The 25,914-nt window shown below is 36.9% G+C and carries 18 protein-coding genes and 1 pseudogene; 17 read left to right on the top strand and 2 right to left on the bottom strand.

Going from position 1 to position 25,914, the window contains the following annotated elements; translation table 11 throughout:
* The first annotated feature begins 12 nt into the window (after positions 1 to 12).
* On the top strand, positions 13 to 411 hold the full coding sequence (gene fliS, locus A7K91_RS19855; RefSeq protein WP_068685986.1) for a flagellar export chaperone FliS: 399 nt from the start codon (positions 13 to 15) through the stop codon (positions 409 to 411).
* A complete protein-coding gene (gene fliT, locus A7K91_RS19850; protein WP_068685984.1) occupies positions 408 to 734 on the top strand; it encodes a flagellar protein FliT in 327 nt (108 codons plus the stop codon). The genes fliS and fliT overlap by 4 nt, the downstream gene beginning before the upstream one ends.
* A gap of 73 nt (positions 735 to 807) precedes the next feature.
* Here the strand turns inward: fliT and A7K91_RS19845 are convergent, their stop codons facing one another.
* The gene (locus A7K91_RS19845; protein WP_068685983.1) at positions 808 to 2,742 is read right to left on the bottom strand and encodes a glycosyltransferase family 2 protein; all 1,935 of its coding nucleotides are present in this window, start codon (positions 2,740 to 2,742) and stop codon (positions 808 to 810) included.
* A gap of 153 nt (positions 2,743 to 2,895) precedes the next feature.
* Between A7K91_RS19845 and A7K91_RS19840 the strand changes: the two genes are divergently transcribed.
* Positions 2,896 to 3,963, top strand: coding sequence for a glycosyltransferase family 2 protein (locus tag A7K91_RS19840; protein ID WP_245697697.1), 1,068 nt, complete (start codon positions 2,896 to 2,898; stop codon positions 3,961 to 3,963).
* A gap of 71 nt (positions 3,964 to 4,034) precedes the next feature.
* Positions 4,035 to 4,985 carry a DUF1796 family putative cysteine peptidase gene (locus tag A7K91_RS19835; protein WP_169833433.1) on the top strand — a complete coding sequence of 317 codons (951 nt, stop codon included), beginning with the start codon at positions 4,035 to 4,037 and terminating at the stop codon, positions 4,983 to 4,985.
* Positions 4,986 to 5,100: 115 nt separating this feature from the next.
* Here A7K91_RS19835 and A7K91_RS19830 read toward each other — a convergent pair.
* A pseudogene (locus A7K91_RS19830) lies at positions 5,101 to 5,877 on the bottom strand (transposase); the annotation flags it as partial.
* A gap of 351 nt (positions 5,878 to 6,228) precedes the next feature.
* Between A7K91_RS19830 and A7K91_RS19825 the strand changes: the two are divergent.
* The 13 genes from A7K91_RS19825 (at position 6,229) to glf (ending at position 25,906) form a co-directional block, all read left to right on the top strand.
* Positions 6,229 to 8,760: an NHL repeat-containing protein gene (locus A7K91_RS19825; RefSeq protein WP_068685979.1), complete on the top strand. Its 2,532-nt coding sequence runs from the start codon at positions 6,229 to 6,231 to the stop codon at positions 8,758 to 8,760.
* A 14-nt stretch (positions 8,761 to 8,774) separates the two neighbouring features.
* Positions 8,775 to 10,109 carry a Gfo/Idh/MocA family oxidoreductase gene (locus A7K91_RS19820; RefSeq protein WP_068685977.1) on the top strand — a complete coding sequence of 445 codons (1,335 nt, stop codon included), beginning with the start codon at positions 8,775 to 8,777 and terminating at the stop codon, positions 10,107 to 10,109.
* A gap of 94 nt (positions 10,110 to 10,203) precedes the next feature.
* Positions 10,204 to 11,037, top strand: a complete 834-nt coding sequence (locus tag A7K91_RS19815) for a LicD family protein (protein ID WP_068685975.1) — start codon at positions 10,204 to 10,206, stop codon at positions 11,035 to 11,037.
* 28 nt (positions 11,038 to 11,065) lie between these two features.
* Positions 11,066 to 13,369: an NTP transferase domain-containing protein gene (locus tag A7K91_RS19810; RefSeq protein WP_068685973.1), complete on the top strand. Its 2,304-nt coding sequence runs from the start codon at positions 11,066 to 11,068 to the stop codon at positions 13,367 to 13,369.
* Positions 13,370 to 13,595: 226 nt separating this feature from the next.
* Positions 13,596 to 14,834 carry a glycosyltransferase family 2 protein gene (locus A7K91_RS19805; protein ID WP_068685971.1) on the top strand — a complete coding sequence of 413 codons (1,239 nt, stop codon included), beginning with the start codon at positions 13,596 to 13,598 and terminating at the stop codon, positions 14,832 to 14,834.
* A gap of 49 nt (positions 14,835 to 14,883) precedes the next feature.
* Positions 14,884 to 16,008 carry a glycosyltransferase family 2 protein gene (locus tag A7K91_RS19800; RefSeq protein WP_068685969.1) on the top strand — a complete coding sequence of 375 codons (1,125 nt, stop codon included), beginning with the start codon at positions 14,884 to 14,886 and terminating at the stop codon, positions 16,006 to 16,008.
* Positions 16,009 to 16,051: 43 nt separating this feature from the next.
* On the top strand, positions 16,052 to 17,305 hold the full coding sequence (locus A7K91_RS19795; RefSeq protein ID WP_068685967.1) for a rhamnan synthesis F family protein: 1,254 nt from the start codon (positions 16,052 to 16,054) through the stop codon (positions 17,303 to 17,305).
* 29 nt (positions 17,306 to 17,334) lie between these two features.
* Entirely contained in the window at positions 17,335 to 18,528 is a 1,194-nt protein-coding gene (locus tag A7K91_RS19790; protein WP_156739697.1) for a glycosyltransferase family 2 protein, read from the top strand.
* Between the two features lie 23 nt (positions 18,529 to 18,551).
* Positions 18,552 to 19,853 carry a glycosyltransferase gene (locus A7K91_RS19785; RefSeq protein ID WP_068685963.1) on the top strand — a complete coding sequence of 434 codons (1,302 nt, stop codon included), beginning with the start codon at positions 18,552 to 18,554 and terminating at the stop codon, positions 19,851 to 19,853.
* A 15-nt stretch (positions 19,854 to 19,868) separates the two neighbouring features.
* Positions 19,869 to 20,882: a class I SAM-dependent methyltransferase gene (locus A7K91_RS19780; RefSeq protein WP_068685961.1), complete on the top strand. Its 1,014-nt coding sequence runs from the start codon at positions 19,869 to 19,871 to the stop codon at positions 20,880 to 20,882.
* A gap of 64 nt (positions 20,883 to 20,946) precedes the next feature.
* Complete coding sequence (locus A7K91_RS19775) at positions 20,947 to 22,314, top strand: glycosyltransferase family 2 protein (RefSeq protein WP_068685959.1); 1,368 nt, start codon at positions 20,947 to 20,949, stop codon at positions 22,312 to 22,314.
* Positions 22,315 to 22,349: 35 nt separating this feature from the next.
* Positions 22,350 to 24,770, top strand: a complete 2,421-nt coding sequence (locus A7K91_RS27155) for an adenylyltransferase/cytidyltransferase family protein (RefSeq protein WP_245697695.1) — start codon at positions 22,350 to 22,352, stop codon at positions 24,768 to 24,770.
* Positions 24,771 to 24,796: 26 nt separating this feature from the next.
* Positions 24,797 to 25,906 (top strand): UDP-galactopyranose mutase, encoded by a 1,110-nt coding sequence (gene glf, locus A7K91_RS19765; protein WP_068685957.1) that lies wholly within the window; start codon positions 24,797 to 24,799, stop codon positions 25,904 to 25,906.
* The last annotated feature ends 8 nt before the right edge of the window (positions 25,907 to 25,914 follow it).

The following is a 25,914-nucleotide window of genomic DNA, read 5'->3' as shown; positions in this document are numbered from 1 at the left end:
AGATGGGAACTTATGATTAATAACCCATATCACAAGTATCAGGAGTCGTCTGTTCAAACAGCGACTCCTGCACAGTTAATTATTATGCTTTATGACGGAGCTATTCGTTTTACAAAGCAAGCAATTCACGAGATTTCACAACAGCGGTATGGTGGTGCAAACCAATTTTTCATTAAAGCGCAATCCATAATTCATGAGTTAATTGCTTCCCTTGATGCCAATATCGAAATATCTAAAAATCTGTATTCCATTTATGAATATTTGCTTCATCTGTTGATTCAGGCCAACACGAAAAAATCGCCAGATTTAGCAGAACAGGTAATTACGCATCTCGAGGAGTTGCGGGAGGCTTGGAGGCAGGCCATTAAGCAAAATGGTGGAAGCCAGGCCGAAGCAGGGGCAACAAAATGATTCAAGAGTTGGCCAGCTTATACAAAAAGACGCGCGAACTTGTAGAGGAGACATCGGAGGTTCCCTATGAGGAATTTGTCGAACTTGTTGAAATGAGAGAGAGTATCATTCAAAAGCTGTATTTGTACGGCACTCTAAATGAAACCGAAAAAATGTATATTCAGCAAATTTCCCAACTGGATAATGAAGTTAACCGGCGCATGCATGAACATCGCAATAATGCCGCGCAACAATTAAAAAAGCTAGATGAGACGCGGAAGCAGCGCTCCGGTTATGATATGGATTTAGCGGGAGAGAGCTATTTTATAGATTATCGAAAATAAATAAGACTTCCACGATAACAGTGGTCAATATGAATTCTCTGCCCGATGCATGGGCAGAGAATTTACATTTATGCTAAAGCTTTTGGATAGCGGGCATTTTGGCAAGATGGGAGGATAAGGAAAGGTAACGTTTTTTGAACTCTTTTAGTGTATCTTGATCTTGACACCACGTAAATAATAATCCATAGAATTCACGGTTATGCGGCTCCATTTCAATCGCTGTTGTTAGCCATGGAATTCCTTCTGTTACCAAGTTATTTTTGAAATGGAGAATAGCAAAGTTTACATGGTTAATTGCATTAAGGCTATCCCAATCCGCCAATAAATTGAAGTAATCAATGGCTAAGTCTGTACGGCCGATTCGATAGAAATAACCTGCTAGCTGATTAATAATTACGGGATGTTGCAATTTTCCGATTGCTGAGTCAAATAAATCGTATTGTTTTAAAATAAGCAATTCAGAAAGATAAGTAAATATGACGGCCGAGTGCTGATGAATCCAATCATCTTGTATGACTGAGCTATTGAGAGTACTCAGTTGTTCCAGGTAAGGGTGGGAATTAGGATGAATGGATTGCTTGGCCACTACATCGGAATTTCCAAAAACTTGAGAGCCTAAATAGAGAAGCAGGATGCTTTCTTGACTGCTCACTGGTTGCGGCAGTACTTGGACTGCTGAAGTGAAGCGGACCTGATCCTGTTCAATCAGAGACCATTTCATTTCATCGTTAGCCATTACGGTAATTTGATCGTTTAATTTTTCGCGATAGTAACGGGCTAACTCTTGTTGGCCCAATCCGATCGAGATTCTTAGCAACATAAAATAATCGCTTTGTTTATTTTCGGGATATAATTTTTCCATAAGACCTATTATAGACTCAGTCGTTTCAGAAACTGTTAATATCTCTAAGAGATTTAGCAGATAGGGGTAGTTATAGGGATTAATCTGCAATAGCTTGGTTGAGTAAAGTACAAGATCGGTCAAATTATTTTCTTTTTGAGCTATATGCACCAGCTTGATAAGCGGAACGGTTGTCCCATACTCGGGGTTAATCAGCCAGAAGGTATCCTGGGTTTGTGATAACTTGTCCGCCTTTTCGTAGGCACTCAAATAGTTCAGTCGAGCTTGTGAGTTAAGACCTGCATATTCGTAAATAAGCCCCAGCAAACAATAGTATTCCGGGTATTCCAGATGAGTGGAGAAAATGCGATTAACAACTTCCAATGCCTCGCTTAACCTGTCCTGCTTGGTATAGATACTCACCATGTCGAAAGCACAATTCCAGCGCCATGGATTGTTTGATTCTGCTTTACTTAACGCTCTTTCATAGCTATATAGTGCTTTTTTAAAGTCGCCTTGTATAGCATGCTCGTTGCCAATGGTAAAGTGGTCGTATGGAGTAAACCCTGTTTTTTCTTTAAGCGCAGTGAAGATTTGGCGATTGCGTTCCGATTTATTCCGGGAATCTATCATGTCTTGCAAATATCCCGTATGGAAAACCGTGATGGGAGCCGTATACGCCGCCAATATTTCGCCATTTTTATCGGTAAGCTGTTCATGTATGGGGCGCTGATAAACAATCCCTTGACCGTTCGGGATTAGTCTGGGGATTGGAGCAGTAGTGATATTGGCATTTTGTACTGATTTCCCTAGATAGCTGACAACGGAGATGGAATAGACTCTATCATCCAACGCATCTGTTTCCTGTAGGAACCATCTGAATTGCTCGGCATCTGCTGGATTAATATATTCATCCGCATCCAATACTAGAATCCATTTCCCTGTGGCATGCCGGAGGCTTTCATTGCGCGCTGCTGAAAAGTCATTAACCCATTTGAAGTCATAAATGTTAGAAGTATATTTTAAAGCAATAGCTTTCGTGGAATCGGTAGATCCCGTATCCACAATAATTATTTCGTCGGCCAGGTTTCGAATACTATTCAAACAGCGTTCAAGAACATCCTGTTCATTCTTTACAATTAAACAAACTGATAGTAGTTTGGTCATGTTTTCTCCTCGTGGGGGTCAAATAAAGTATAATGAAGTCAAAGTATACTATTATTATATCATTTATTCTGTGCCGTGAGACGATTTCAAGGTTTAAAGAGAATATTGCTGGGGGATATTCCCGTTCACTATATTAAATAATCGGAGGTTTATATGACAACTGTAGCATTGGTTATGATTGCAAAAAACGAAGCAGCTGTAATCGGCAGATGCTTGGAGAGTGTTAAGCCGCTAGTGGACGAAATGGTAGTGGTAGATACGGGTTCTAGTGATAATACAAAGGAGATTGCCTTGTCTTATGGAGCATTGGTATATGACTTCCAATGGACGGACAATTTTTCAGATGCGCGGAATTTTGCATTGTCAAAAACAACCTGCCAATGGGCGCTGGTTCTAGACGCCGATGATTATATTACCAATGATTGTGGTCCAGCCTTACGGCAATTTATAGAGGGAGTGCCGGCAATTGGCCGGGTCAAAATTATTGATAAATTCAAAGGAAAAGATGGCGACTCTTACGCGCAAAGCTTTGTATCCCGTTTGTATCCCAGCCATTTGCGCTATTCAGGCGTCATCCATGAGCAGTTAAACTCTGATTTGCCGCGCATCATTGTTGGTATTGAATATAATCATGACGGTTATTATCAAAATACGCGCTCGCAGCGTAATATCCCGCTTTTGCAGAAGGTGTTGGCTACGGACCCTTCAAATGCTTACTATCACTATCAAATTGCTAAAGAGTATCGTGGACTAGAGGATCATGCCGCCGCATACAACCACTTGGAGCAAGCCTATCGCCATGGCGACCCGCGGGCAGGGTTTTACCCCAACATCGTCGTAGACCTCGTTTATGCGGCTATGGGGTGCGAGAAGCTTAAGGAGGTCCTTGAGGTTGTACAATTAGCCAGAAGTAAATGGCAAGACTACAGCGATATCCATTTTGTATCGGGTCTTTATTATTTGGAATTAATCATGAAACATACCGCCAAATATATGAATCTGCTACCCGAAATAGAGCGATGTTACCTGACTTGCCTGGAAATAGGCGAGAACAACCAATATGATAGTGTGCTGGGAACAGGGAGTTACTTGGCCTATCATAATCTGGGTGTGTTTTATGAAGTGACGGGGGCTTTGGAAAATGCAAAAAGTTGTTATGAAAAAGCGTCAAAAGAAGAATACGAGCCTTCAAAAGTGAGACTCAGGGCAATGACACATTGATATGAATCAGGAGGGGCTGCTAGTCTTCAAAAGAAATGCAAATAAATAGAAAGAATGGAGTTGTGATGATTGTGGGTGATTATGAATTTTTTGATAATTATTATGATGCAATTGTTAGTTTAGGTAGTTCATGCGCTATAGCGGAAAATATACGAATGAATGGTTTGTTCAATATTAGCAGTCCTTTTGATTGGATAGTAAGTCTTGATACATCGCAAGTTAGTAGACAATTTGATAATAAGTTTAATTCTTTTTTTAACCACGAAAATCAACAATTGGTTGAAAAACAGGATGAAGAGGGACACTTAGTTATTTTAGATAAGGAAACAAATTTTGTTTCGAGACATGATATTCCAAAAGGGAATTTTCTTCATCCTGATACTTACAAAACTCTAAATTCAAAATTCAAACATAAGGTTGAGAGTTTTTATAGTCGTATGAATTTTTGCAAAAAAGTTCTTTTTGTTAGACACACTAATGATGTAACGAATAGTGAAATCATTGATTTAAAAAAATCTCTGGTTCAAAGCTTCACTAATACAGAGGTGCATTTATTAATACTAAAAGATAGTCTCGACGAAAATGTTCATAAAATAGAACATAGCACATGGATTGTGTGTTCTAACTTTAATTATACAGGTATAAAACCCAATCTGGTATGGAAAGGAGACTTTATAGCATGGAGCGAAATATTTTCAAAACTAAAGATATTATCATACTTAGAAAGACTAGAAGAGATTTTAAGGGAAAGGTTGAATAGTAGGAAGGTTGTAATTTGGGGAATGCATGGGAATTTTCATGAAATCGAAAGCTTAATGCAAAAGAATGGGCTGGACTACTATGCTTATGACAAGGAAATATCCATAACAATGGAAAGTGAGTTCCTATTTAAGGAACCCGCATTTTTTCTGGATAAAAAAAAGTTTTTTGTGATTGTTAATACACGAAATTATTATAGCGAGATTTTCAGGGAATTATCGGACAAAAATTTCGAAGCGAAGAATGATTTCTTTTTCTATTGATAAATGGGTTATCGTGTTTGAGATTGTTTTCCTTTATTATGTGTGAGTTGCTTAATGACTGTACTTGCCAATAATTGCTTCAAATATTTGTAAGTTAAAAAATCTGACAGATTCTCTATGCGACTCTGAGCCGCGTTTTAATTTGCTCTAGTGACGCCCCGCGCTGAGCTTGGTTGAAGATATATTCAATCATGTCGTGCTTTTTCTGCAGGTGGAAGCCATGTATCCCATCAATCAAGCTTCCATGGCTCCGATACGCACAACACAGCGCAGCAAATAGAAGCAGGGTCAAGTAACGGTCAATGGCCTGAATCGAGCGAACCTGATAACGATCCATGGCCAGCTGAACTTTCGCGGTACGAAAGTAGGTTTCGATCGCCCAACGTTTGCTGTAATAGCTCAATATTTCTACATTACTCAGGGAAACATCCGTACTTAGAAAAGCCTTCATATGCTTGGGATCAAAGCCTTCCCCATCTTTCCAACATAGAAGCAAAGCGGCATTTTCCACGACATTGAGCTTGCCTTCATTGCGATATACCCGATAATCGGAGGAGCCGATGGCCACCAGATCGGTATCCGTTTTCGAGATGTAGGAAGCAAAGTCTTTGAGCGATTGGCGGATGCCTTGCGGATAGAAAATACGATTCGTTTTATTCGTTTTCAAGCCGCTAATGACGTGAAATCCACGCTCTGTACATTTTTGAAGTACGGAAGCAGATGGACACCACGAATCCATCAGAACATAGGTTCGGCAGGAAGACATCGGGACAGCCTGAATCATATCACCCGCGAGTTCGATTTTACTTTTTCCTTGTGGATCGTAACGCGCGGTGGCAAAAGGAAAGACCTGATCCCCTGAGCTAAGCAATGTTTGAACGACAACGTGCCCTTAAACATGCCGCTGTCCGACCTTTTTCATTTATACCACGCATACGCGTTTTCTGAATTTTCTTTTTTCTAAAACGGCGAACTTTTATGCAGCGCTAGTGATAAAATTCACATTACACTTACTTTTATAGTAACCAAGAAGCCCGATTTATTTTAATTTGGGCTTTTGATTGTGCTTTTTATCGCGGCTGTACTAGCCACTATCTTCAAAAGTAATCTGAGTTGGGAATTTTTTCTGACCCTTCATCAATAGGTGCTTAATACCGATATAACATATATAAAAAGCGAATTTTGTGTATGTGAAACATAGGCCATGACAAAGTAAATAACATCCATACAGGGGCGGAGTTTAATGAGGAAGCACCAGCAAGAACAACTTCAGAATCTAGTAACAACACTGTATGAGGCGACTGATGAAATCAAACGACAATTCAAACAGAAAAATATCCCAACTGTAATCAACTTATTGAGCGACTGTCAGGATGCGGCAGTTTATATAGGAGAGTTTATCGAGGACTTAGAAGGTGAAGGCACACGAACAGTTGAATTGTTAACGGCATACCACACGAGTCTTTATAATATTGCCGTGAAAATCGAAAAGATTAATGGAAGTTTTATTGCTCAACTAAAAAAAGAACTTAGGATGATTGAGAACAGCGTTAAAAACGAACTTAAGCCAAATAAACTCGAGGTAGTATTTTTTCCTTATAAGGCGTCAATGTGGGATTCACTTGAAAGCGTTTGGATGGCGGCAAACGAAGACGAACAATGCGAAGCTTATGTTGTACCTATTCCATACTTTGATCGGAATCCGGATGGTTCATTCGGTGACATTCATTATGAAGGCGGGGATATGCCTGAATATGTTCCAGTTACTCATTATGAATCCTACGACATAAGTATTCGTAGACCGGATGTTGTTTATATTCATAATCCGTATGACGACTACAACTCTGTTACCTCTGTTGATCCTAGGTTCTACTCCCAGGAATTAAAGGAGTATACAGAGACGCTGGTTTATATTCCATATTACTCCACATCAGGGGGTATGGCTGAGGGCCAAAAGAGTTGTTCCGCTTATTATCATGCAGATTATATCGTTACACAGTCGGAGAAACAGCGCAACTTTTTTGATTCGACTTTTTCAAAAAAAATGCTTCCGCTGGGTTCGCCAAAGTTTGATAGGGTTATACGCATATGCAACAATCCGCCTGCGCCACCTACTGCTTGGAAAGCAAAAATGGCAGGTAAAAAAAATTATTTTTTTAACACAAGCATTAACGGTCTGTTGAGTAATACTGAAGTGTTTTTAAAAAAGATTCAATATGTATTTAACGTATTTGCGGTTCATGACAATGTGTGCCTGCTATGGAGACCACACCCATTGCTTGAATCAACACTTGATTCTATGCGGCCCGAATATAAGCAGATTTATTCGTTATTGAAACGATTTTTCATTGAAAATGATATCGGCATTTATGATGACACGCCTGATATTACATCTACCATCGCGCTTTGCGATGCTTACATTGGTGATTCGGGTACTTCTGTTGTTTCGCTTTTTGGTATTGTAGGAAAACCGATATTTATTTTAGATAATAACATTAATTCAGCACCTGATGAAGACGACTGGCGCGGTGCTATTATTTCTAGAATATTCAATGTGTACTCTGACGACAGATGGTTGATTACACGGGGGGATAAACTATATTATTCACCGGATAATAATTACAAGTACCAGTATATGTGCGATTTGTCCGATTATGCTTATGGGGATTATTATTCATATGCATTGACTGTCGGGGATCGCACGTACATTTGCCCGAAAAATGCACAGGATATAATCGTATTTTATGAAAATAAAATTAGCAAACGTATTAGGTTGAAAAGATGCACTGAACGTCCCGGTTCATTTGACGGAGCAATAAGTTGCGGAAAGTTCATTTTTCTGATACCAAGGCTTTACCCTGCTATAGTCAGATACAATACTGAAAATGGAGAAATCCACTATTTCGATACTAATCTTGATGTTATTAACGGTAAGAAAAATGGAGAACATTTGGTAGGCGGATATTGTGTTCAGAACGGGTATTTGTTTATTGCTTCTCCTGTCAGTAACCATGTGTTGGCAATTGAAGCTCAAAGCGGAAAGGAACAGGTTTTAACTACAGGCGCAAATAATACTTTCGGTTGTATGGCTTTAAGTTCTGACGGGACTAATTTGTGGTTTCTGCCCTTTTCGGGAACTGCTGTTACTTGTTGGAACCCTAAAAGCGGTGAAATCCGGGAATATTCGGATTTTCCCGAGAATCTGAAATGCAGAAATATTCATTTTGGCTTTGAATGTATGGATCGGCCCTTTAGCCGTCCTGCTTTCTCTGGAGATTATGTCTATTTAGCTCCATATTGGTCGAATATGTACATTAAGCTAAATAGAGTTACTGGCGAGTCTGCCGAGTGGGAACCTCCGTTTGATGCTCCAGATGCTATAAAGAACGGATATTATGCTTCATGGTGCAAAAGCTGGTTCGTTTATCCGACAGATGAGGATAATAAGTGCTATCATTTATTTTCACTTTATGACACAAAACTATATAATGTTGATTTGGAAAACAGCAAGTATGAAGAAATTAAAATAGAATTTGATAACAATGAGCTAAAAGCAAATGAGCCAGGGTTTAGAAGGAATTCTGAATGGTTGCAGTATTGTTGCGAAGAAAATGCGTTTAATACACTCTCCGATTTCCTTGAGGGTGATATTACGGGTAATAATTTTAATAAGGAATACCAGATCAAAGCTTATGAAGAAATTGCCGCAAACAATGATGGCTCATGCGGTGAAAAGATCCATAAATTTATAAAAGAGCAGTTGAATATAAATTAGGGGGCTCTGTCTGTATGACTAAAGTAATAACATACGGTACATTCGATCTGTTCCATGAAGGTCATTACAGACTGCTTCAAAGAGCCAAAGAACTTGGCGATTATCTTATTGTTGGAGTTACTACTGAGGGGTATGACCAATCTAGAGGAAAGCTTAATGTAATAGACTCACTAATTACTCGAGTTGAAAATGTTCGAAAAACGGGTTTTGCTGACGAAATTATTATTGAAGAGTCACAGGGGCAGAAATTTCGAGATATTAAAAAATTTCAAATTGATATTTTTACAGTGGGTTCAGACTGGGCTGGTCAATTTGATTACCTTAATGATTATTGCAAGGTTGTATATCTTGAAAGAACTAAAGATATTTCTAGCACAATGTTGCGCACACAAAATAAACACATCCAGAGAGTTGGAATAATCGGAACGGGACGTATAGCGGAGAGGTTTATACCGGAAGTAAAGCTTGTTAGCGGTGTAAATACACAGGGGGTATATAACCCAAATACAGATAGTGCTATAAGGTTCGCTGAGAAATGGCAGATTAATGCATATACCCGAATAGAAGATTTCTTTACAGCGGTTGATGCAGTTTACATTGCGTCACCACACGAAACGCATTACAGCTATATCAAAATGTCGCTTGAGCATGGGAAACATGTTCTCTGTGAAAAACCTATGGTTTTGGAAAAAACACAGGCAGAAGAGCTTTTTGAATATGCAAAGAAGCGAAATTTGGTGCTATTTGAAGGGATAAAAACAGCTTATTGCCCAGGTTTTAGTAAGCTGATGGGAATCGCATGCAGCGGAATAATCGGCAGTGTACGTAATGTTGAGTCTTGCTTTACAAAACTTGAAAACTCTGCGAATCGTGAACGAACTGATTTGAACTTCGGCGGCAGCTTCACTGAGCTTGGAAGCTACACTATGCTTCCTATTATTAAGATCTTTGGCGCTGAGTACGAAGAAGTGCGTTTTGATTCAATAAAGGATGAAAACGGTCTTGATATTTTTACAAAGGCATATTTCAGGTATCCGAACGGTATAGGGACTGCTACTTGTGGTCTTGGAGTCAAATCTGATGGTCAGCTTATAATATCGGGAACCAAGGGGTACATAAAAGTAGACTCACCATGGTGGAAAACAACTTATTTCGAAATCCACTATGAAAATCCAAACGATGTTGAAAAATACTCAGACATTTTTCTTGGTGACGGATTGAGATATGAGATTAACGATTTTCTGTCTATGATAAACGGCAATACCAAGAGTGAATTCAAGCTGACGTGCAAAGATTCAGTTACAATGGCTGAAGTTATAGAAAAGTTTTTGGAGAACAGGAAGAACTAAAGTGGATGGGATTATTTGGGTGGTGATAGAATTTTGATAATTGGGCTGCTCCTGAGTTAAATTGCAATGCAGTAAATATTGAAAGGGCTAAATAATGGATAGAACTAAAAAAGTCTATAATTTATCCACTGAGGAATTAAAACAACTTCAAAGCATTGAACTAGAGCTTCTTATTGAATTCGATAGAATATGCCGAAAACATAATATTACTTACAGTATCGATGGTGGCACCTTGCTTGGTGCTATAAGACATGGTGGATTTATACCATGGGATGATGATGCGGATGTAATTTTAAATCGCAATGAATATGAAAAGCTTCTTTTGGTGGTTGATCAAGAATTAAATACAGATAAGTTTTATCTGCAAGATATAAACCGGACACCTGGTTATAGATGGGGTTACGCAAAATTACGTCGTTTGAATACTGAATTCATTAGGTTAAATCAAGAAGATATGCCGTACGAACAAGGGATTTTTCTTGATATTTTTGTTTGCGACAATGTTCCAGATCATTATGTATCACGCTGTGTATGTAATTTTCACTCGTTTATTTATCGAAAAATTTTTTACTCTGAAGTAGGGAAGCATACTGCTAGCGGGATTGCTCGATTGGTTTATAAAATATTAAATTTAATGCCCGAAAAAGCGTTGAAGAGTAATTATGCTCATTACGTAAAATTTCGGAATAGAAAAAACACTGAAATGGTTAAGTGTCTAACCTTTCCAGCATGCAATCGTGTTTATGGATATAAGCGGAAATGGTATGAGGATACAATTGATATGAAATTTGAAAATGTAACGCTTAAAGCAAGCCGCGATTATGATGAATATTTAACATTTCTCTATGGTGACTACTTGAAGCTTCCACCGATAGAAAAAAGAAAGGTTCATCCTGTGTCAAAGCTGACGTTCCCAAAGGATAATTAACTACAAAAAACTTACTGGAGGAATAAAAATGAATAAGATAATGTTTGATGTTATGCTCCTTATTAAGAATGGGTTTGTCTGGGACGTCAAAGAGTATGCTCGAAAGCTATTTAAGCCTTATTCGATTATAGAGCAAGAATATCGAAATCTTATTTACGATAAGTATATAGCTGAAGATAAGCTGACTCAAAAGGGTGAGCAGTATCTAGATGAGCATTCAATTGAAAATGCTATTATTTTGGCTGCAGGAGTGTCTTCGCGGTTTGTTCCTCTTTGTTTTGAAAAACCTAAAGCTCTTTTAGAGGTAAAAGGCGAAGTGATGATTGAAAGACAAATATGTCAGCTTAAAGAAGCAGGGATTTCAGAAATAATAATTGTTGTTGGACATATGAAGGATATGTTTTTGTATCTTGTTGAGAAATATGGCGTAAGATTGGTTGAAACAGATACCTATAAGGTGCGTAACAACCATGCAAGTGTTTATGCAGCAAGAGAATATCTTAAAAATACTATAATTACATCGGCAGATCTGTATTTCAATGAGAACATTTTCCAAAAACATGCTTTTGACGCTTACTACTGCACGGTTTACAGAGAAGGGGCAACGGATGAGCGTGGCCTTGAAACAGATGTATACGATCGAATTTACAATACATTTTATGGGGCATCGGATACTTGGATAACATTAGGGTATGCATTCTTTAATGAAAGATTTTCAAAAGCTTTCTTGGAAATACTTGAAAAGGAATACAACTATCCTGCGACCATGCAGAAGTTCTGGGCAGATATCCAGGATGAGCATCTTGGCGAACTTTATATGTACGCAAAGCGTTGTAATGAAAATGTTATTTATGAATTTGATTCTCTTGAAGAACTAAGAGAATTTGATTCCTCATACTGTAATAACGCACATTCAGCCTTACTTAGTCAAATGGCTGAACATATGAAAACAAGTGAAAATAATCTTAGAAATTTCAAGCCTATCACAAAAGAGGATCTGGGGCGCGGATTTACATTTACATTTGAGCAGAAAAGATATATATGTCGTATAACAAAAGATTTGAAGGTTCTTGATATAAAACGTTACGACAACGAAATACAAGAATTAGTTAATTTAACGGAAAGCTTTATTACTTATTATGATAGAACCCTGCCTTTGTGCGCAGCTGAAAATGTTATATCGCCGTTTGCAAATATACCTCTATCAATGGGTTTTCAGGAGAGATACATTGTTGGAAACACATATTCGTTTTCAGAACAGGACAATTTCATTGGCAGCTCATATTTACTCCCGTTTTACCAAATGATCTCAGATCAATGTTTCAAATTGTTCGGTGCTAAATATTCTGACGCTAGAACACTAACGGGAATGAATTGTCTGATGATGGTTCTTTCTGCATTGTCAGAAATCGGCGATAACATATTGAATTTGGGTGCCTCGGCAGGTGGTCATGCCTCTGTTAAGCCAATTGCTGAAAGATTGGGACTAAATGTAGGTGATGTTCCGTTTGATTTTGAAAAGCAAGATATTAATTATGAAAAATTAAATCAACAACTGAAAGATAAAAATATAAAATTTGTATTGCTGGCTCCTTCTGACATTATACGTCCATTCGAGATTCAAAAAATCGATACAACAAAAACTACTGTTTTATACGATGCGAGTCAATTGTTGGGTTTAATAGCCGGGGGCGTAATTGAGAATCCAATAAAAACCATTGAAAACATGGTCATGTTCGGAGGTACGCATAAAACATTTCCAGGACCGGCGAGTGGCTTAATATTGACGAATAGTGAAGAATTGCATAAAAGATTAGAAACAAGTATTAACCCTATATATATTCGGCATACACAAATGCATCAGAAGGTAAGTTTGTTATTTGCTATGATAGAATTCGAAACATTTGGAAAATCCTATCAAGAGCATATTGTGGAGCTCTCAAATATGCTTTCAGCGGAATTGGAAGAACGGGGATTTAATGTTGGAAAAGTTGATGATAACAAATATACAAGTACACATGAGGTTTTTATTTACACAGATAAAGAAACGATGGAGTACATATTTGAGAATAGCATACGTTTTGGGGTTACGCTGAATAAGAAGAAGAAAGAGCTATTTTACGGTTACGGCATTAGACTTGGCACTCAGGAAATAGCACGTTACGGTTGGCCTAAAGATTCTATGAAAGCAATAGCGGAAATCATACATGAAATTTCTTTGCCCGATGTTGATGAAGGAAAAGTTCAACGCTTGTTATCAGGCATGCCACCGAAAAAAATACAGTATACTTTTGATGATGAAACGTCGGCATATTTTAAAAGATTTATATAATAAAAAGTGTGATAATTGGTATTTATTATTTGCTATTCTAACCAAACGCTGGGGGCGACCGATATCATTTGCTTGAAATAAGAATACTTCAAGAGATGTTACAAGATCGGCGCCTTTGGCAGCCGCCAAAGGCTTTAACATGACTACTTTTAGAATTACCTGACCAGTCATGATTCAGAATGTTTTGTTAGGCGTAATCACTTTCCGATGGAAGGAGTAAGCAAATATGGATAAATTAATTAGTATTGTAGTTCCTATCTATAATGTAGAGCCATACATACGACAGTGTATTGAAAGTATATTAAGTCAGACATACAAGAATATTGAGATAATATTAGTTAATGATGGATCCACTGATGGATGTGGAAAAATATGTGATGAATATGCATCAAGTGATAGTCGTATTAAAGTCATACATCAGAATAATAAGGGGTTAGTAAGCGCTAGAAAAGCAGGCATATCAATTGCTAAAGGCGAGTATGTAGGTGCCGTTGATGGCGATGATTGGATTGAGCCTCAAATGTATGAGGCATTATTGTTATTGGCTTATACGTCTGGTGCGGCCGTAGTTGACTCGGGTATAATCGATACTTATAGTGTTGGTGATGATTACTCAGAAAGTTATAGGTTTTCTAATTTTAATGAAGGTTATTATTGTGGAGAGGATTTTGAGAGAAGTATTATTCCTAAATTAATGTATACCGGTTCATTTTTTAAGCAAGGAATTTACCCATATATATTCTCTAAACTAATTAAAAGGGAAGTTCTTTTTGAATATCAAATGCAAGTAAACGAGAGCAGCTTTATGGGGGAGGATGCTTCTTGTATTTATCCCAGTATAGTAAAGTCGGAGTCGTTATATGTAACACATCAGTGCTTTTATCATTATCGAGTGGTATATAATTCTTTAAAAAGAACATCTGTTAAAAATGCAGCCCAAATCATAAAGGGGCGAATAGCGGATTGGAAAGGGATTTTTGACCAGTCAAAGTATAGACATACCTTAAATAGTCAACTTGTATATTACGCGATGTATCTTTTGGTTTGGAAAGCACCATCTGTTTTTGAAAACGATGAAATGAAATGTCTTATCCCCTATGGTGGAATTGACAAGGGATCTAAAATTGTATTGTACGGTGCAGGCGCGGTAGGTATTCAGCTTTACAATTACATAGCAAGCAGTAATTGTTGCGAGATCATTTATTGGGCTGATAAAAACTATGATACATTTGCTGATTTGAGTGTGAAAAGCCCGACAAGAATAATTGATGTCGATTTTGATTATTTAGTAATTGCTATTTTTAATAGAAAAGCATACGTCAGTGCTAAAAATGATTTGATTTTAATGGGAGTAGACGAAAGAAAAATACGGTGGATCGATGAAAAATATATCGAAAATCCAAGGGTCCTCATTGAGCAATGCTTGGTAAAAGATGTATTTGAAGAAGAATGTTCACATGGATAGCCATACTAATTCCAATTGGCTTTATAACCTCAAAAGCGGGGAATAAAAGATGATATGCAGTGTTATTGTTCCAATCTACAAAGGAAGTGAATATTTACCTAAATTGGTTGATATTGTTCAACAGTGGAGCGATTTATCTGAGGATATCAAACTTGAAATCATCTTTGTAAATGATTTTCCTGAGGAACCTATCGTATTGCCACAAATGGATAATCAATATAAAGTGTCCATTCATGTATTAAATAATCAACGTAACATGGGAATTCATTATTCTCGAATTGCTGGAGTGCAATTCGCGACAGGTGAATATATAGTGTTCTTGGACCAAGATGACACTTTGAGTAAATCTTATTTAATTAGCCAGTTACAGCACTTAAAAGATGGAGAAGCTGTAATTTGTAATGGTTTGTACAGAAATGGTGAAAAGGTTTTTTCTATATCTAACCCTATGAAAAAAGAATATTCTTTTCAAGAGTATTTGGAATACGGTTATCCTTTAGTTTCACTAGGACAGCTGCTTATCCGAAAAAAGAGTATACCTCAAGAGTGGCTTATGAACATAATGATCCATAATGGATGGGATGATCATTTTTTATGGACGCTATTGATGAGACACGATGTCAAGATTAGTACAAATGAAGATACTTTATATGTACATGAGGAAGATGGTAATAATGCCTCTTTTAATTGGAAACAAATGAGTTTATCAGGTCGGAATTTTAGAGACATCTTTTTGAAGTTGAACTTAATGAATGATACTCAGGAAAAGCAGTTCAGATGCATGACTGATTCAAAAATATTGAAATACGAAAATTACGATGAGTTAGAAACCTTATTAAATAAGACTACATCGAATAAGTTAGATGAATTTTTTTGCTCAAAAGATATTCGCAGTATTTCGATATATGGATTTGGTGTATATGGTAAACAATTTTATGATTCTATACTGAGTACAGGATTAAAGGTTGAATATTGCATAGACCGAAGAAGCGATAACAAAAATGCTGCTATTCCTGTAATCTCACTTCATGAAAATATGCAAAAGGTTGATGCTATTATTGTATCGCCAGTAAGTTCATTTAACGAAATTGAAAAAGACATTAAAAAATATTGTTCATTTGAAGTGCTTTCATTATTAAATATCCTAAGAGAAGTGAATAGTCCTACGAGTTAACTGATTATAAAAGGATGTTTTGGAGAGTTGAGGGGGAGTTATCATGAGTATTGCATATGAGAATTTGGATACCTTAAATTGTATTCTTCCAATCAACTACGATATAGATGACTATGATTATAAAGTTTTAAACAATCGAATTGCTGTAGTTATTCATTTGCATTATCATGATACTTTTGATTGTTACAAACCATATATTGATAATATTCCTCAAGAAATTGCTATTTATTTTACTACTTCTAATAATGAAGTGAGAAAAAAAATTGAGAATTTCGCTGTGCGTAGAGTGAATTGCAAATTGATTCAGAAAAGTAACCGTGGCAGGGACATAACTTCTTTTTTAGTAGCTTGCCGTAAAGACATTTTGAACTATGAGTATATTTGCTTTCTGCACGACAAAAAGGAAAAAGATCCATCAATGAAATCTGATATAGAAAAATGGATTTATAGTCAATGGGAAAATATGTTGGGAAGTACAGTTTATATCCGCAATGTACTTTCCTTTTTTAATAGAAACCCTCAAGTGGGTTTACTGCTTCCTCCTATATCATTAAGTGATCGTATACCCTTTTTATATATGGATAATTGGGGGGGGAATTATGAAAATACCATCGAGTTGGCTGAACGTTTAAACTTGAATTGCGATATCAACAACGAAATCTCTCCCATGGCTTTAGGAACAGTATATTGGGCAAGAGTTGATGCTTTAAGAAAACTTCTTAAATATGAATGGCAATACGAAGATTTTGATGTTGAGCCATTGGCGGAAAATGGAACAGTCAGTCATGCGATTGAGCGAATACTGGAATATGTTGCTAAGGATGCCGGATATGAATGTAAATGGATTATGACTGATCGTTATGCGGAAGAAAGATTAGGGTATTTTCAAACAGCCTTGTCCAAAGGGTTCGAAAGACTGCAGAAGTCATTGGGTATTCGGTATCTCTATGAACTCAATCAATTTGATGATAGATCATTTGAGTTGAAAAAGCTGTGTCAAGATTTTGAAAAGATTTATATATATGGAGCTGGACTAATTGGAGTAAATTGCCTTCATTTCATGAAGCACATTGAAGTGACGGTAGACGCTTTTCTTGTTACAAATATGGTTGGAAATATGCCAGTTATTGAGAATGTTCCAGTTGGTCCAATAGATAAATTTGAAATAGATAATGAAACACTTGTGATTATAGCTGTTAAAAAGCCGTACCAGAAAGCGGTTTTCGAACATTTGAAAGAAAGACAGTTCCCTATGAGTAATGTATATAATTGGGACCAATACGTAGCAGATTTATAGTGGAAAATTTGCAGAGGGTTGTGGAGCTGATGGAGACAGAATTAGTTTCAATTGTAATGCCTACCTATAATAGAGGAAATGTTATTGAAAAAGCAATTGATAGTGTAATTAATCAAACCTACTCAAATTGGGAATTGTTTATTGTTGATGATGCTTCCTTAGATAATACTAAAGAAGTGGTAAGCAATTATATTAATGAAGATTCAAGAATTCAATTTATAAGTAATACCATTAACAAAGGTGCCAATGCATGTAGAAACCAAGGAGCAGCAATTGCACATGGAGAGTATATTGCATTCATAGATAGTGACAATCAGTGGTACCCGGATAAACTGTTGAAGCAGGTTGAAGTATTAAATACTAACTCCTCAAACACTGATTTTGTTTATTCAAAAGAAAAAGTTATAAATGAGGAATCTATAAAGATCATTCCTCAAAAAGCATATTCACCGGAAGAGCTTATGAGAATACTTCCACACAAAAATGTAGTAGATACAAGTACAGTGATGATTACAAAAACATGCTTTAATTTAGTTGGAGGCTTTGACGAAATGATGCCTAGACTCCAAGACTGGGAATTGTTTTTCAGAACTGTAGTTGTTTATGGGTATAAGGGAGTATGTATAAACGAAGTGCTGAACACAAATATTTTGCAAGAAAATAGTATATCGAAAGATGATAAAAAATATGTGGATGCTATCTTTTATATGCTTAAGAAACATAATAGTTATTTTAGCGATGCAGATCTGATTTCTCAAATAATTAATAGCACAATCGGTGAGGAAGAGTACCTTTTGCTGAGGGTTAGAGAAGTTTATTCTAATGATCTTTCTGTAATGGCAAGTATACTGGAAAAAGTCATTTATACTTTGCAAAATAAACAAAGACAATTCGAATTATTGTATAGATGGCAGCTTAAAGATAAGAACGAATTTTATAAAGAAATTAAAAATAAGGATATAGCGATCTATGGCCTAGGAAAATGGGGCGAATTGCTGTATAGGGATTTAAAGGGACTGTCTGCTCATGTTGTTTTCGGAATTGATAGGGAAGCGGAGCAATTTCATGATTTACCAGTAAAAACCGCCTGTACAGATTTTTTTGATATTGAAGTAATCATAATTTCAGTTATAGATGGGGCTTCTGAAATCGAAAAAATGCTTCGACCAAAGTGTACTGGTGAAATACTTTTATTAGAAGATTTAATTAAGACTAAAAAATAAATCATTTGAAGAGGACTAGTGTTATGTGTAAAGTGTCTGTGATAGTTCCTGTTTACAATGGAGAACAATATATAAACGAATGTATGCAAAGCATATTGAGTCAAACTCTTGCTGATATCGAAATTATATGTATTAATGATGGCTCAGTTGACGGCACTGCAGATATATTGGACACATGTGCCGAGAAAGATTCAAGAGTAAGAGTTGTACATAAGGGAAATTCAGGTTATGGCCATTCTGTTAATATTGGATTTGATTTGGCAAAAGGTCAATATGTTGGTGTTGTAGAAGCTGATGATTATATAGATAAAGAAATGTACCTGCATCTGTACGAAGAGGCGAAAATAAAGGATGCAGATTTTGTTAAAGCCGATTTTCATATGTTTTATGGTGATGGAACCAGCAGAAAGTTTGTTTTTCGTCCATTATTTGAACGAGAATCGGATAAAGATATGTACAATAGGGTTGTTAATTATGAGGAAGATATAAGGGTTCTTAATAATTATGTTGTAACATGGGCTGGTATATATAAACGAGATTTTATAAAGCAAAATCATATATACCATAATGAGACGCCAGGTGCGGCTTATCAGGATAACGGTTTTTGGTATCAAGTTATGTTACATTCTAAAAAAGCGCTATTTATAAACAAGCCTTATTATTTTGTCAGAAGAGATAACGACTCCTCATCCATATATAATCCTCAAAAAATATTCTGCACGAATGATGAGTATGAGTTTATCCGATCATTTATTAGAAGCCAAAAACGAAATGTGGAAATATTACTTCAGTTTCAATGGGGAAATTTATTTAGAATACACGAAAACGATATGATGCGAATTTCTGGAGAATTTCATAAAATGTTTGCGGAGCGCTTTAGAAATGAATTTTTAACTGCAATTGAAAAAAGAGAGTTTGCTGCGGATCAACTTTCCCAAGCTGAACAAATTCGTTTAAACTTGTTGCTTGGAAATTGCGATAGTTATATCGAGAAATACTTTAGTTTCGGAAGTCATTCTTTACAACGAATTGAGCAGGCAAATCACATCGCAATATACGGAGGGAAGTGGAATGGCAAACGTGTTTTAAGCATTTTAAGAAATCATGGCTATTTAGATAAGTTATTAGGGATTGTTGTTTCTAACTTAGAAGGCAAAGATGAAGTAATAGACAGAATTTTTTTGAAAGAGATTCAGGGTATTGATTATGAAACAGACACCCTATTTATTTTAGCTGCACAGGAAAAGCATCAAGATGACATGATAAGACAATTAAAAGAACGTGGATATTATAAATGGATTAAAACTCAGGATATCTCTCTGTAATAAATAGGAGGAAAAATGAAGTTACTACTATATGGTTGTGGTTCCAGAGGCATGTATTTGTTGGATAGTTTTAGGGAAATCAACAATGTTGAAATAATTGGTATTACAGATAAGAATACAGACTCGAAGTTTTCGCTAGAAGAAGAGAATAGGTCTCTTTTCTGGAGAGTGAATGAAATTTTAGAGTTGGATTTTGATTATGTTTTAATTACCACAGATAAGTATTTTGAAGATGTTTTTAAAGAATTGACCGCCATTGGCCTAGCAGAAAAAAAAATAATATCATTGAAGATTTTTAATGATCTATTCATTAAGAAAAGCAATGATCAAATTAAAGCTTTACCCAAATGTGTTTTGTGTACTAATCATGTGTTTGGGTGGTTGCTTACTGGTGAGAGAAATGCACTTTTTGAACAGAAGTCTGTGGTTGGGGCAGGTTTAAGAAGCGGAATTTGCCCGATTTGCAGTAGTACTGACAGGTTAAGATATGTACACTATATTTTGAACAAGTACACTACTATATTCGATGATACGTCCAATATACTGCATTTTGCACCAGAATCGAAATTAATAGAGGAGTTCCGTAAAAGAGGAGAAAATTATATAACAGCAGATTTAATGAAAGGTAGAGCAGATGTTGTAGCTGATATTACAAATCTACAATTTAAGGATAACCAGTTTGACTGGATTATTTGCAACCATGTTATGGAACATATCGAAAATGAGGGTCGGGCATTACTTGAGATAAAAAGATGTCTGAAACCAGGCGGTAGTCTTATCATAACAGTTCCTATCTGCTGGGAAGAGGATACCTATGAAAATAAAGATATTATTACCAAAAATGAGAAAACCCTTTATTATGGGCAGTCAGACCATGAAAGACTTTACGGTCGAGACATAGAAGCGCGTTTTGAAAAGTATGGGTTTGACGTTAAAGGGTACAAGAATACTGATATATTAAATGAAAAAGAAATAGAGGAGAATGGGTTCATAGTCGGAGATTCGGTTTTTATTTGTGCAAAAGTGTAATAGCTGAATGAAATGAAAGAGTTGAAAGTGGTTTGGCATATGTTGAAAATAGGGGGTGTCTTGTATGCCGAAAGTGTCCATTATTATGCCTTCGCTTAATGTTGTTACATATATAAAAGAATGCATGGATAGTGTTATAGATCAAACGCTGCAGGATATTGAAATTATTTGTGTTGATGCGGGTTCTACTGACGGTACAAGGGAAATACTGCAGGAATACGCCTCCCGTGACAGTCGTATTATCGTTTTAGACTCAGACCGAAAAAGTTATGGATACCAGGTGAATTGGGGATTTGATGTTGCTAAAGGTGAATATCTAGGGATCGTTGAAACTGATGATTATATTGACCCAGGGATGTTTCAAACATTGTATAATACTGCGATAGAAAATAATGCTGATTTCGTGAAGTCTGACTTTTTCTTGTTCACTGATTTCCCCGACAAAGGTCGCCAGACCATCAAGCATGATTTATTCCGTCCTTCTTCAATCAGCAAAAAGCTCGTTTCATATACTGATTATACCGATCAGTTAGTTCCTATTGATACATTTATGTGGAATGGAATCTACAAGCGCAAATTCGTTCAAGAGAAGAATATACGTCTAAATGAAACTCAGGGTGCGGCTTATCAAGACGCGGGTTTCCGTTATCAAGTAGCGTTATTAGTTCAACGAGGAGTTTTTATTCATTCGGCTTTTTATCATTATCGAAGAGATAATGCTGCTTCGTCAATGAATAGTCCTAAGGGTCTCCAATATGATTTGCAAGAATGCCAGTTTATTATGGATTGGGTAATGAATGTTTTCCCTGAAGATTATGCGCGTCTAAGAATGGTTAGTCGGTCGATTGCAATTATATGTTTAAATTCACTTCTCAGAGGCGCTTATTATGACAATCCCAATATGCATAGTGTGTTACAACACTATTGGAATTTGTTAAGTTTCAGTTACAGGAAGGGGCTGCTTTTACGAGAAGATTTTTCGGATGAGATGTGGATGGAACTGGAAATGTTACTTGAGAACCAGAAATACTTTGAACGCTATATATATGAGAAGGCAGAGACCGAGTTTAAGTCCTATTATGATTTTTTATCGCTAATGGCATCTCAAAACCAGGTGGTCATATTCGGAGTCGGGAAAATCGGAAAGTATGCGAGCTTTTTTTTGAACATAAATGGAATTTCTAATATCGTATGCATTTGCGATAACGACAACGATAAGTGGGGGAGTCTCTGTATGGGAAATGAAATATGTTCGCCTCAGAAAGCCGTCGCTAATTATCCAAATGCTTACTACTTAATTGCAAACCGTGCGAATAGCAAGGATATGATAAAGCAACTAATGGGTTTAAATGTCCCTTCTAAAAATATAGGAATTTATCCATTTCCTTTAAATCTGATCATTTGTACCAGTCGGTTGTTGAATAACCATTAACAAGTTCTACCTTGGAGGGAAAGCGAGGGTGAAAGATGACGGATCTCGGTTATTCAGTAGTTCCGGCATCTTCATTAGATGCTGAAATAGGAGAATATATACTGTCGAATCCAAATGGGGATTTTAGTGAGGTAATTACGCGGGATCTTCGTTGGCAGGTCTTTTATCACTTAAGTAATCAACCAACAGGGGTCCTGAGTTGGTATCCATTTCATAATCAATCGTCATTACTTCAGATTGGTGGTGGTTTTGGCGTTCATTCCGGGGTTTTATGTGATCGATGCGGTTCAGTAACCGTCTTGGAAGCAGATGCGTATCGAGCTGAAAGTATACGAACACGCTGGATTGAAAAATCGAATCTGAAGGTTTTAAACGGAGATATTTCCATGCTGCCTTCTGGCAGTGTGTTTGATTATATTGTAATAATTGTAGGTCCGGATTTCCAGGAACCTGTATTATCTGGACAAGGCTATATTTCTTTATTGCGTCAAGTTAGGTCCCTGCTTACTGACGATGGGAAACTGCTGTTTTCCGTATTTAATCGGCTTGGTGTTCAATATCTTTGCGGGGCCCCTGACCCCTCAACAGGAATTCCCTTTGATGGATTGAATAATTATCCAACTGGAGCGGCAATGCCGTCATTAAGCAAACCAGAATTGATGGATATATTGAGGCAAGTAGGTTTAAAGAACGTTAAGCTTTATTACCCGTTCCCAGATCACTTGCTGCCACAGATGGTTTATACTGATCAATATCCACCGGGAGAAGAGTTAAATGAGAGGCTGAGGCCGTATCAAGTCAAACAGGATAGTCTTGTTATAAATCCGAGCAATTTGTATGGCCCATTAGCTGAAAATGGCCTGATCCCATTATTTGCTAACTCCTTCCTTGCCGAATGTAGTAATGCAGAAATGAGTTCTGTACTATATGCATCTATTTCGTCTGAGAGGAGCAGGGAGGAAAGTTTTTCAACATCGATTCACAATAACGGATTAGTCGAAAAATGTCCGATCTACAAAGAAGGGCTAAGTGGCCTAGATAGACTTTGTAAGAATCTAACTGATTTGCAATCCCGTGATATTCCGGTTATTTCATTTAGACTTGAAAATGACCGGCTTATTATGCCGTGCATTCAAGCACCGACTTTATCGGTTTACTTACGGAAATTGATAACTTATGATGCGGCAGGGTTTATTAGATATATGGATAAACTCTATAAATATGTTTTGAATTCTTCCGAACATACATCATCGGATGAAAATGCGCTTGCTTTTTTAGATCCAAATATCGACTGGGGACCGATTCTATCTAAAGCTTATTTAGAAATGATACCTGTCAACTGTTTTTTTGATAATGGCCAATTTCTATTTTTTGATCAGGAGTTTGTAAAAGAGAACTATCCTGCCAAATATGTAATGTTCCGCGCAATTAACGATGTCTACTGGTTTGCTCCCCATACGGAGCAATACGTTTCACGACATGAAATGCAGGAGCGATATGGTCTTACGGAGTTATGGCCCTTTTTTTTGAAGGAAGAAAGTCGTTTTCAAGACCAGCTCAGGCAGCGTGAAATGTACAAACAGTTTTATAAATGGGCATCAATTGATCCGAATAACATAATGCGAAATGGAAGGTTATTGCTTATGGAAAAATCGCAACAAATCAATTCGAATATACCGAAACGAGAACGAATATTTGCTGCAGTTGATGGAGTTGAAGGTAAATTGATTGTGCTTTTTGGCGCCGGGAGGATGATGGAGCACTATCTTAAAAAATATGGATCTAATTATCCACCTTCTTATATTATTGATAATGACAAAACTAAATGGAACACAGAAAAACACGGATTTCTTATTCAGAGCCCACAACTTCTCAAGGAACTGATTCCAGGTCAGTACAGAGTAATTATTTGTAATGCTGCCTACGATGAGATTGCAAGGCAGCTCCAGGGTATGGGCATAAAAGAGTACCGCATCTATCAACGAGAACTAGATGAAATCCAGGCAAATGTCGAGATTATTCCTCATTCAAGTGGGAAATACAATATTGGTTATGTTACAGGGGTGTTTGATCTTTTCCATATCGGACATTTGAACATTCTTCGCAGAAGCAAGGAACGATGCGAATATTTGATTGCCGGGGTCTTGACTGACGAACTAGCCGAGCGCGATAAGAAAAAAAAGCCGTTTATCTCGTTTGAAGAGCGTTTGGCGATTGTACAGCAGATTAAATATGTGGATCGGGTAATTGCGGTAGATTTCAATAATACAAATAAGATAGAGGCATGGAAGCAGCTTCGCTACGATTGTCATTTTTCTGGAAATGATCACGAAGAAGAATGGTATTGGCTGCAAAAACAATTACAGACATTGGGCTCCAATATGGAATTTATTCCTTATACAGAGAGTACTAGTTCAACCAAGCTTCAACAAATGATTAATATGACTTTAATCTAGGAGTTTAGGGAGGTAATAAATAATTAATGTACTATGATTATTTGATTGTTGGTGCGGGACCCTATGGAGCTATATTTGCGCATGAAGCCTTGAAGTGTAATAAAAAGTGTTTAGTGATTGATAAGCGCGATCATATCGGAGGAAATATATATACCGAACAAGTAGAAGGGATTAATGTACACAAATACGGGGCCCATATTTTCCATACTAACGATAAAGAAATATGGGATTATGTTAATCGATTTGCGACATTCAACCGTTATACGAATTCGCCGATAGCTAATTTCAAGGGAGAGATATACAATCTTCCTTTTAACATGAATACATTTCACCGATTATGGGGAGTTTCTGATCCAGCCGAGGCGGAAGAAAAAATAGCATCGCAGTGCTTAGAATGCGTGGCGCCACAAAATCTCGAAGAGCAGGCACTTTCACTAGTAGGTCGCGATATTTATGAAAAATTGATCAAAGGATACACGGAAAAACAGTGGGGACGGGACTGCAAGGACTTGCCGGCATTTATTATTAAACGCCTGCCCGTTCGATTCACTTGGGATAACAACTATTTTAACGATCAGTATCAAGGCATTCCTGTAGGGGGATATACGCAGATTGTTGAGAAACTGCTTGATGGCAGTGAGGTTAGACTAAATACGGATTATTTTGCACATAGAGATTATTTTGATAGTGTTGCCCCCAAAACGATTTATACCGGGATGCTGGATGAGTTTTTTAATTTCCAATTTGGTCCACTTGAGTACCGTACACTACATTTTGATACGGAAATAGTCGATAAGCCAAATTTTCAAGGTAATGCTGTTGTCAATTATACGGATAAGGAAACCCCTTTTACCCGTATTATTGAACATAAACACTTTGAATTTGGAGAGCAACCCAAAACTGTTGTAACGCGTGAGTATTCAAAAGAGTATAGAGCTGGGGATGAACCCTACTATCCCGTTAATGATCAAAAGAACAGCCAACGCTATATATCTTACAAAGAGCTGGCTGAAAAAGAAAAAAACGTGATTTTTGGCGGCAGACTTGCTGAATACAAGTATTACGATATGTGGCAAATCTTCAGAAATGCTCTTGATGCAGTTAGAAAAGAGCTGAATCAAACACCTGCAGGTTAGTTTTATGG

The sequence above is a fragment of the Paenibacillus oryzae genome, from assembly GCF_001675045.1.
Taxonomy (GTDB): Bacteria; Bacillota; Bacilli; order Paenibacillales; family Paenibacillaceae; genus Pristimantibacillus; species Pristimantibacillus oryzae.
The sequence above is the reverse complement of the archived record's forward strand: the minus strand, read 5'-3'. Positions and strand labels throughout refer to the sequence as shown.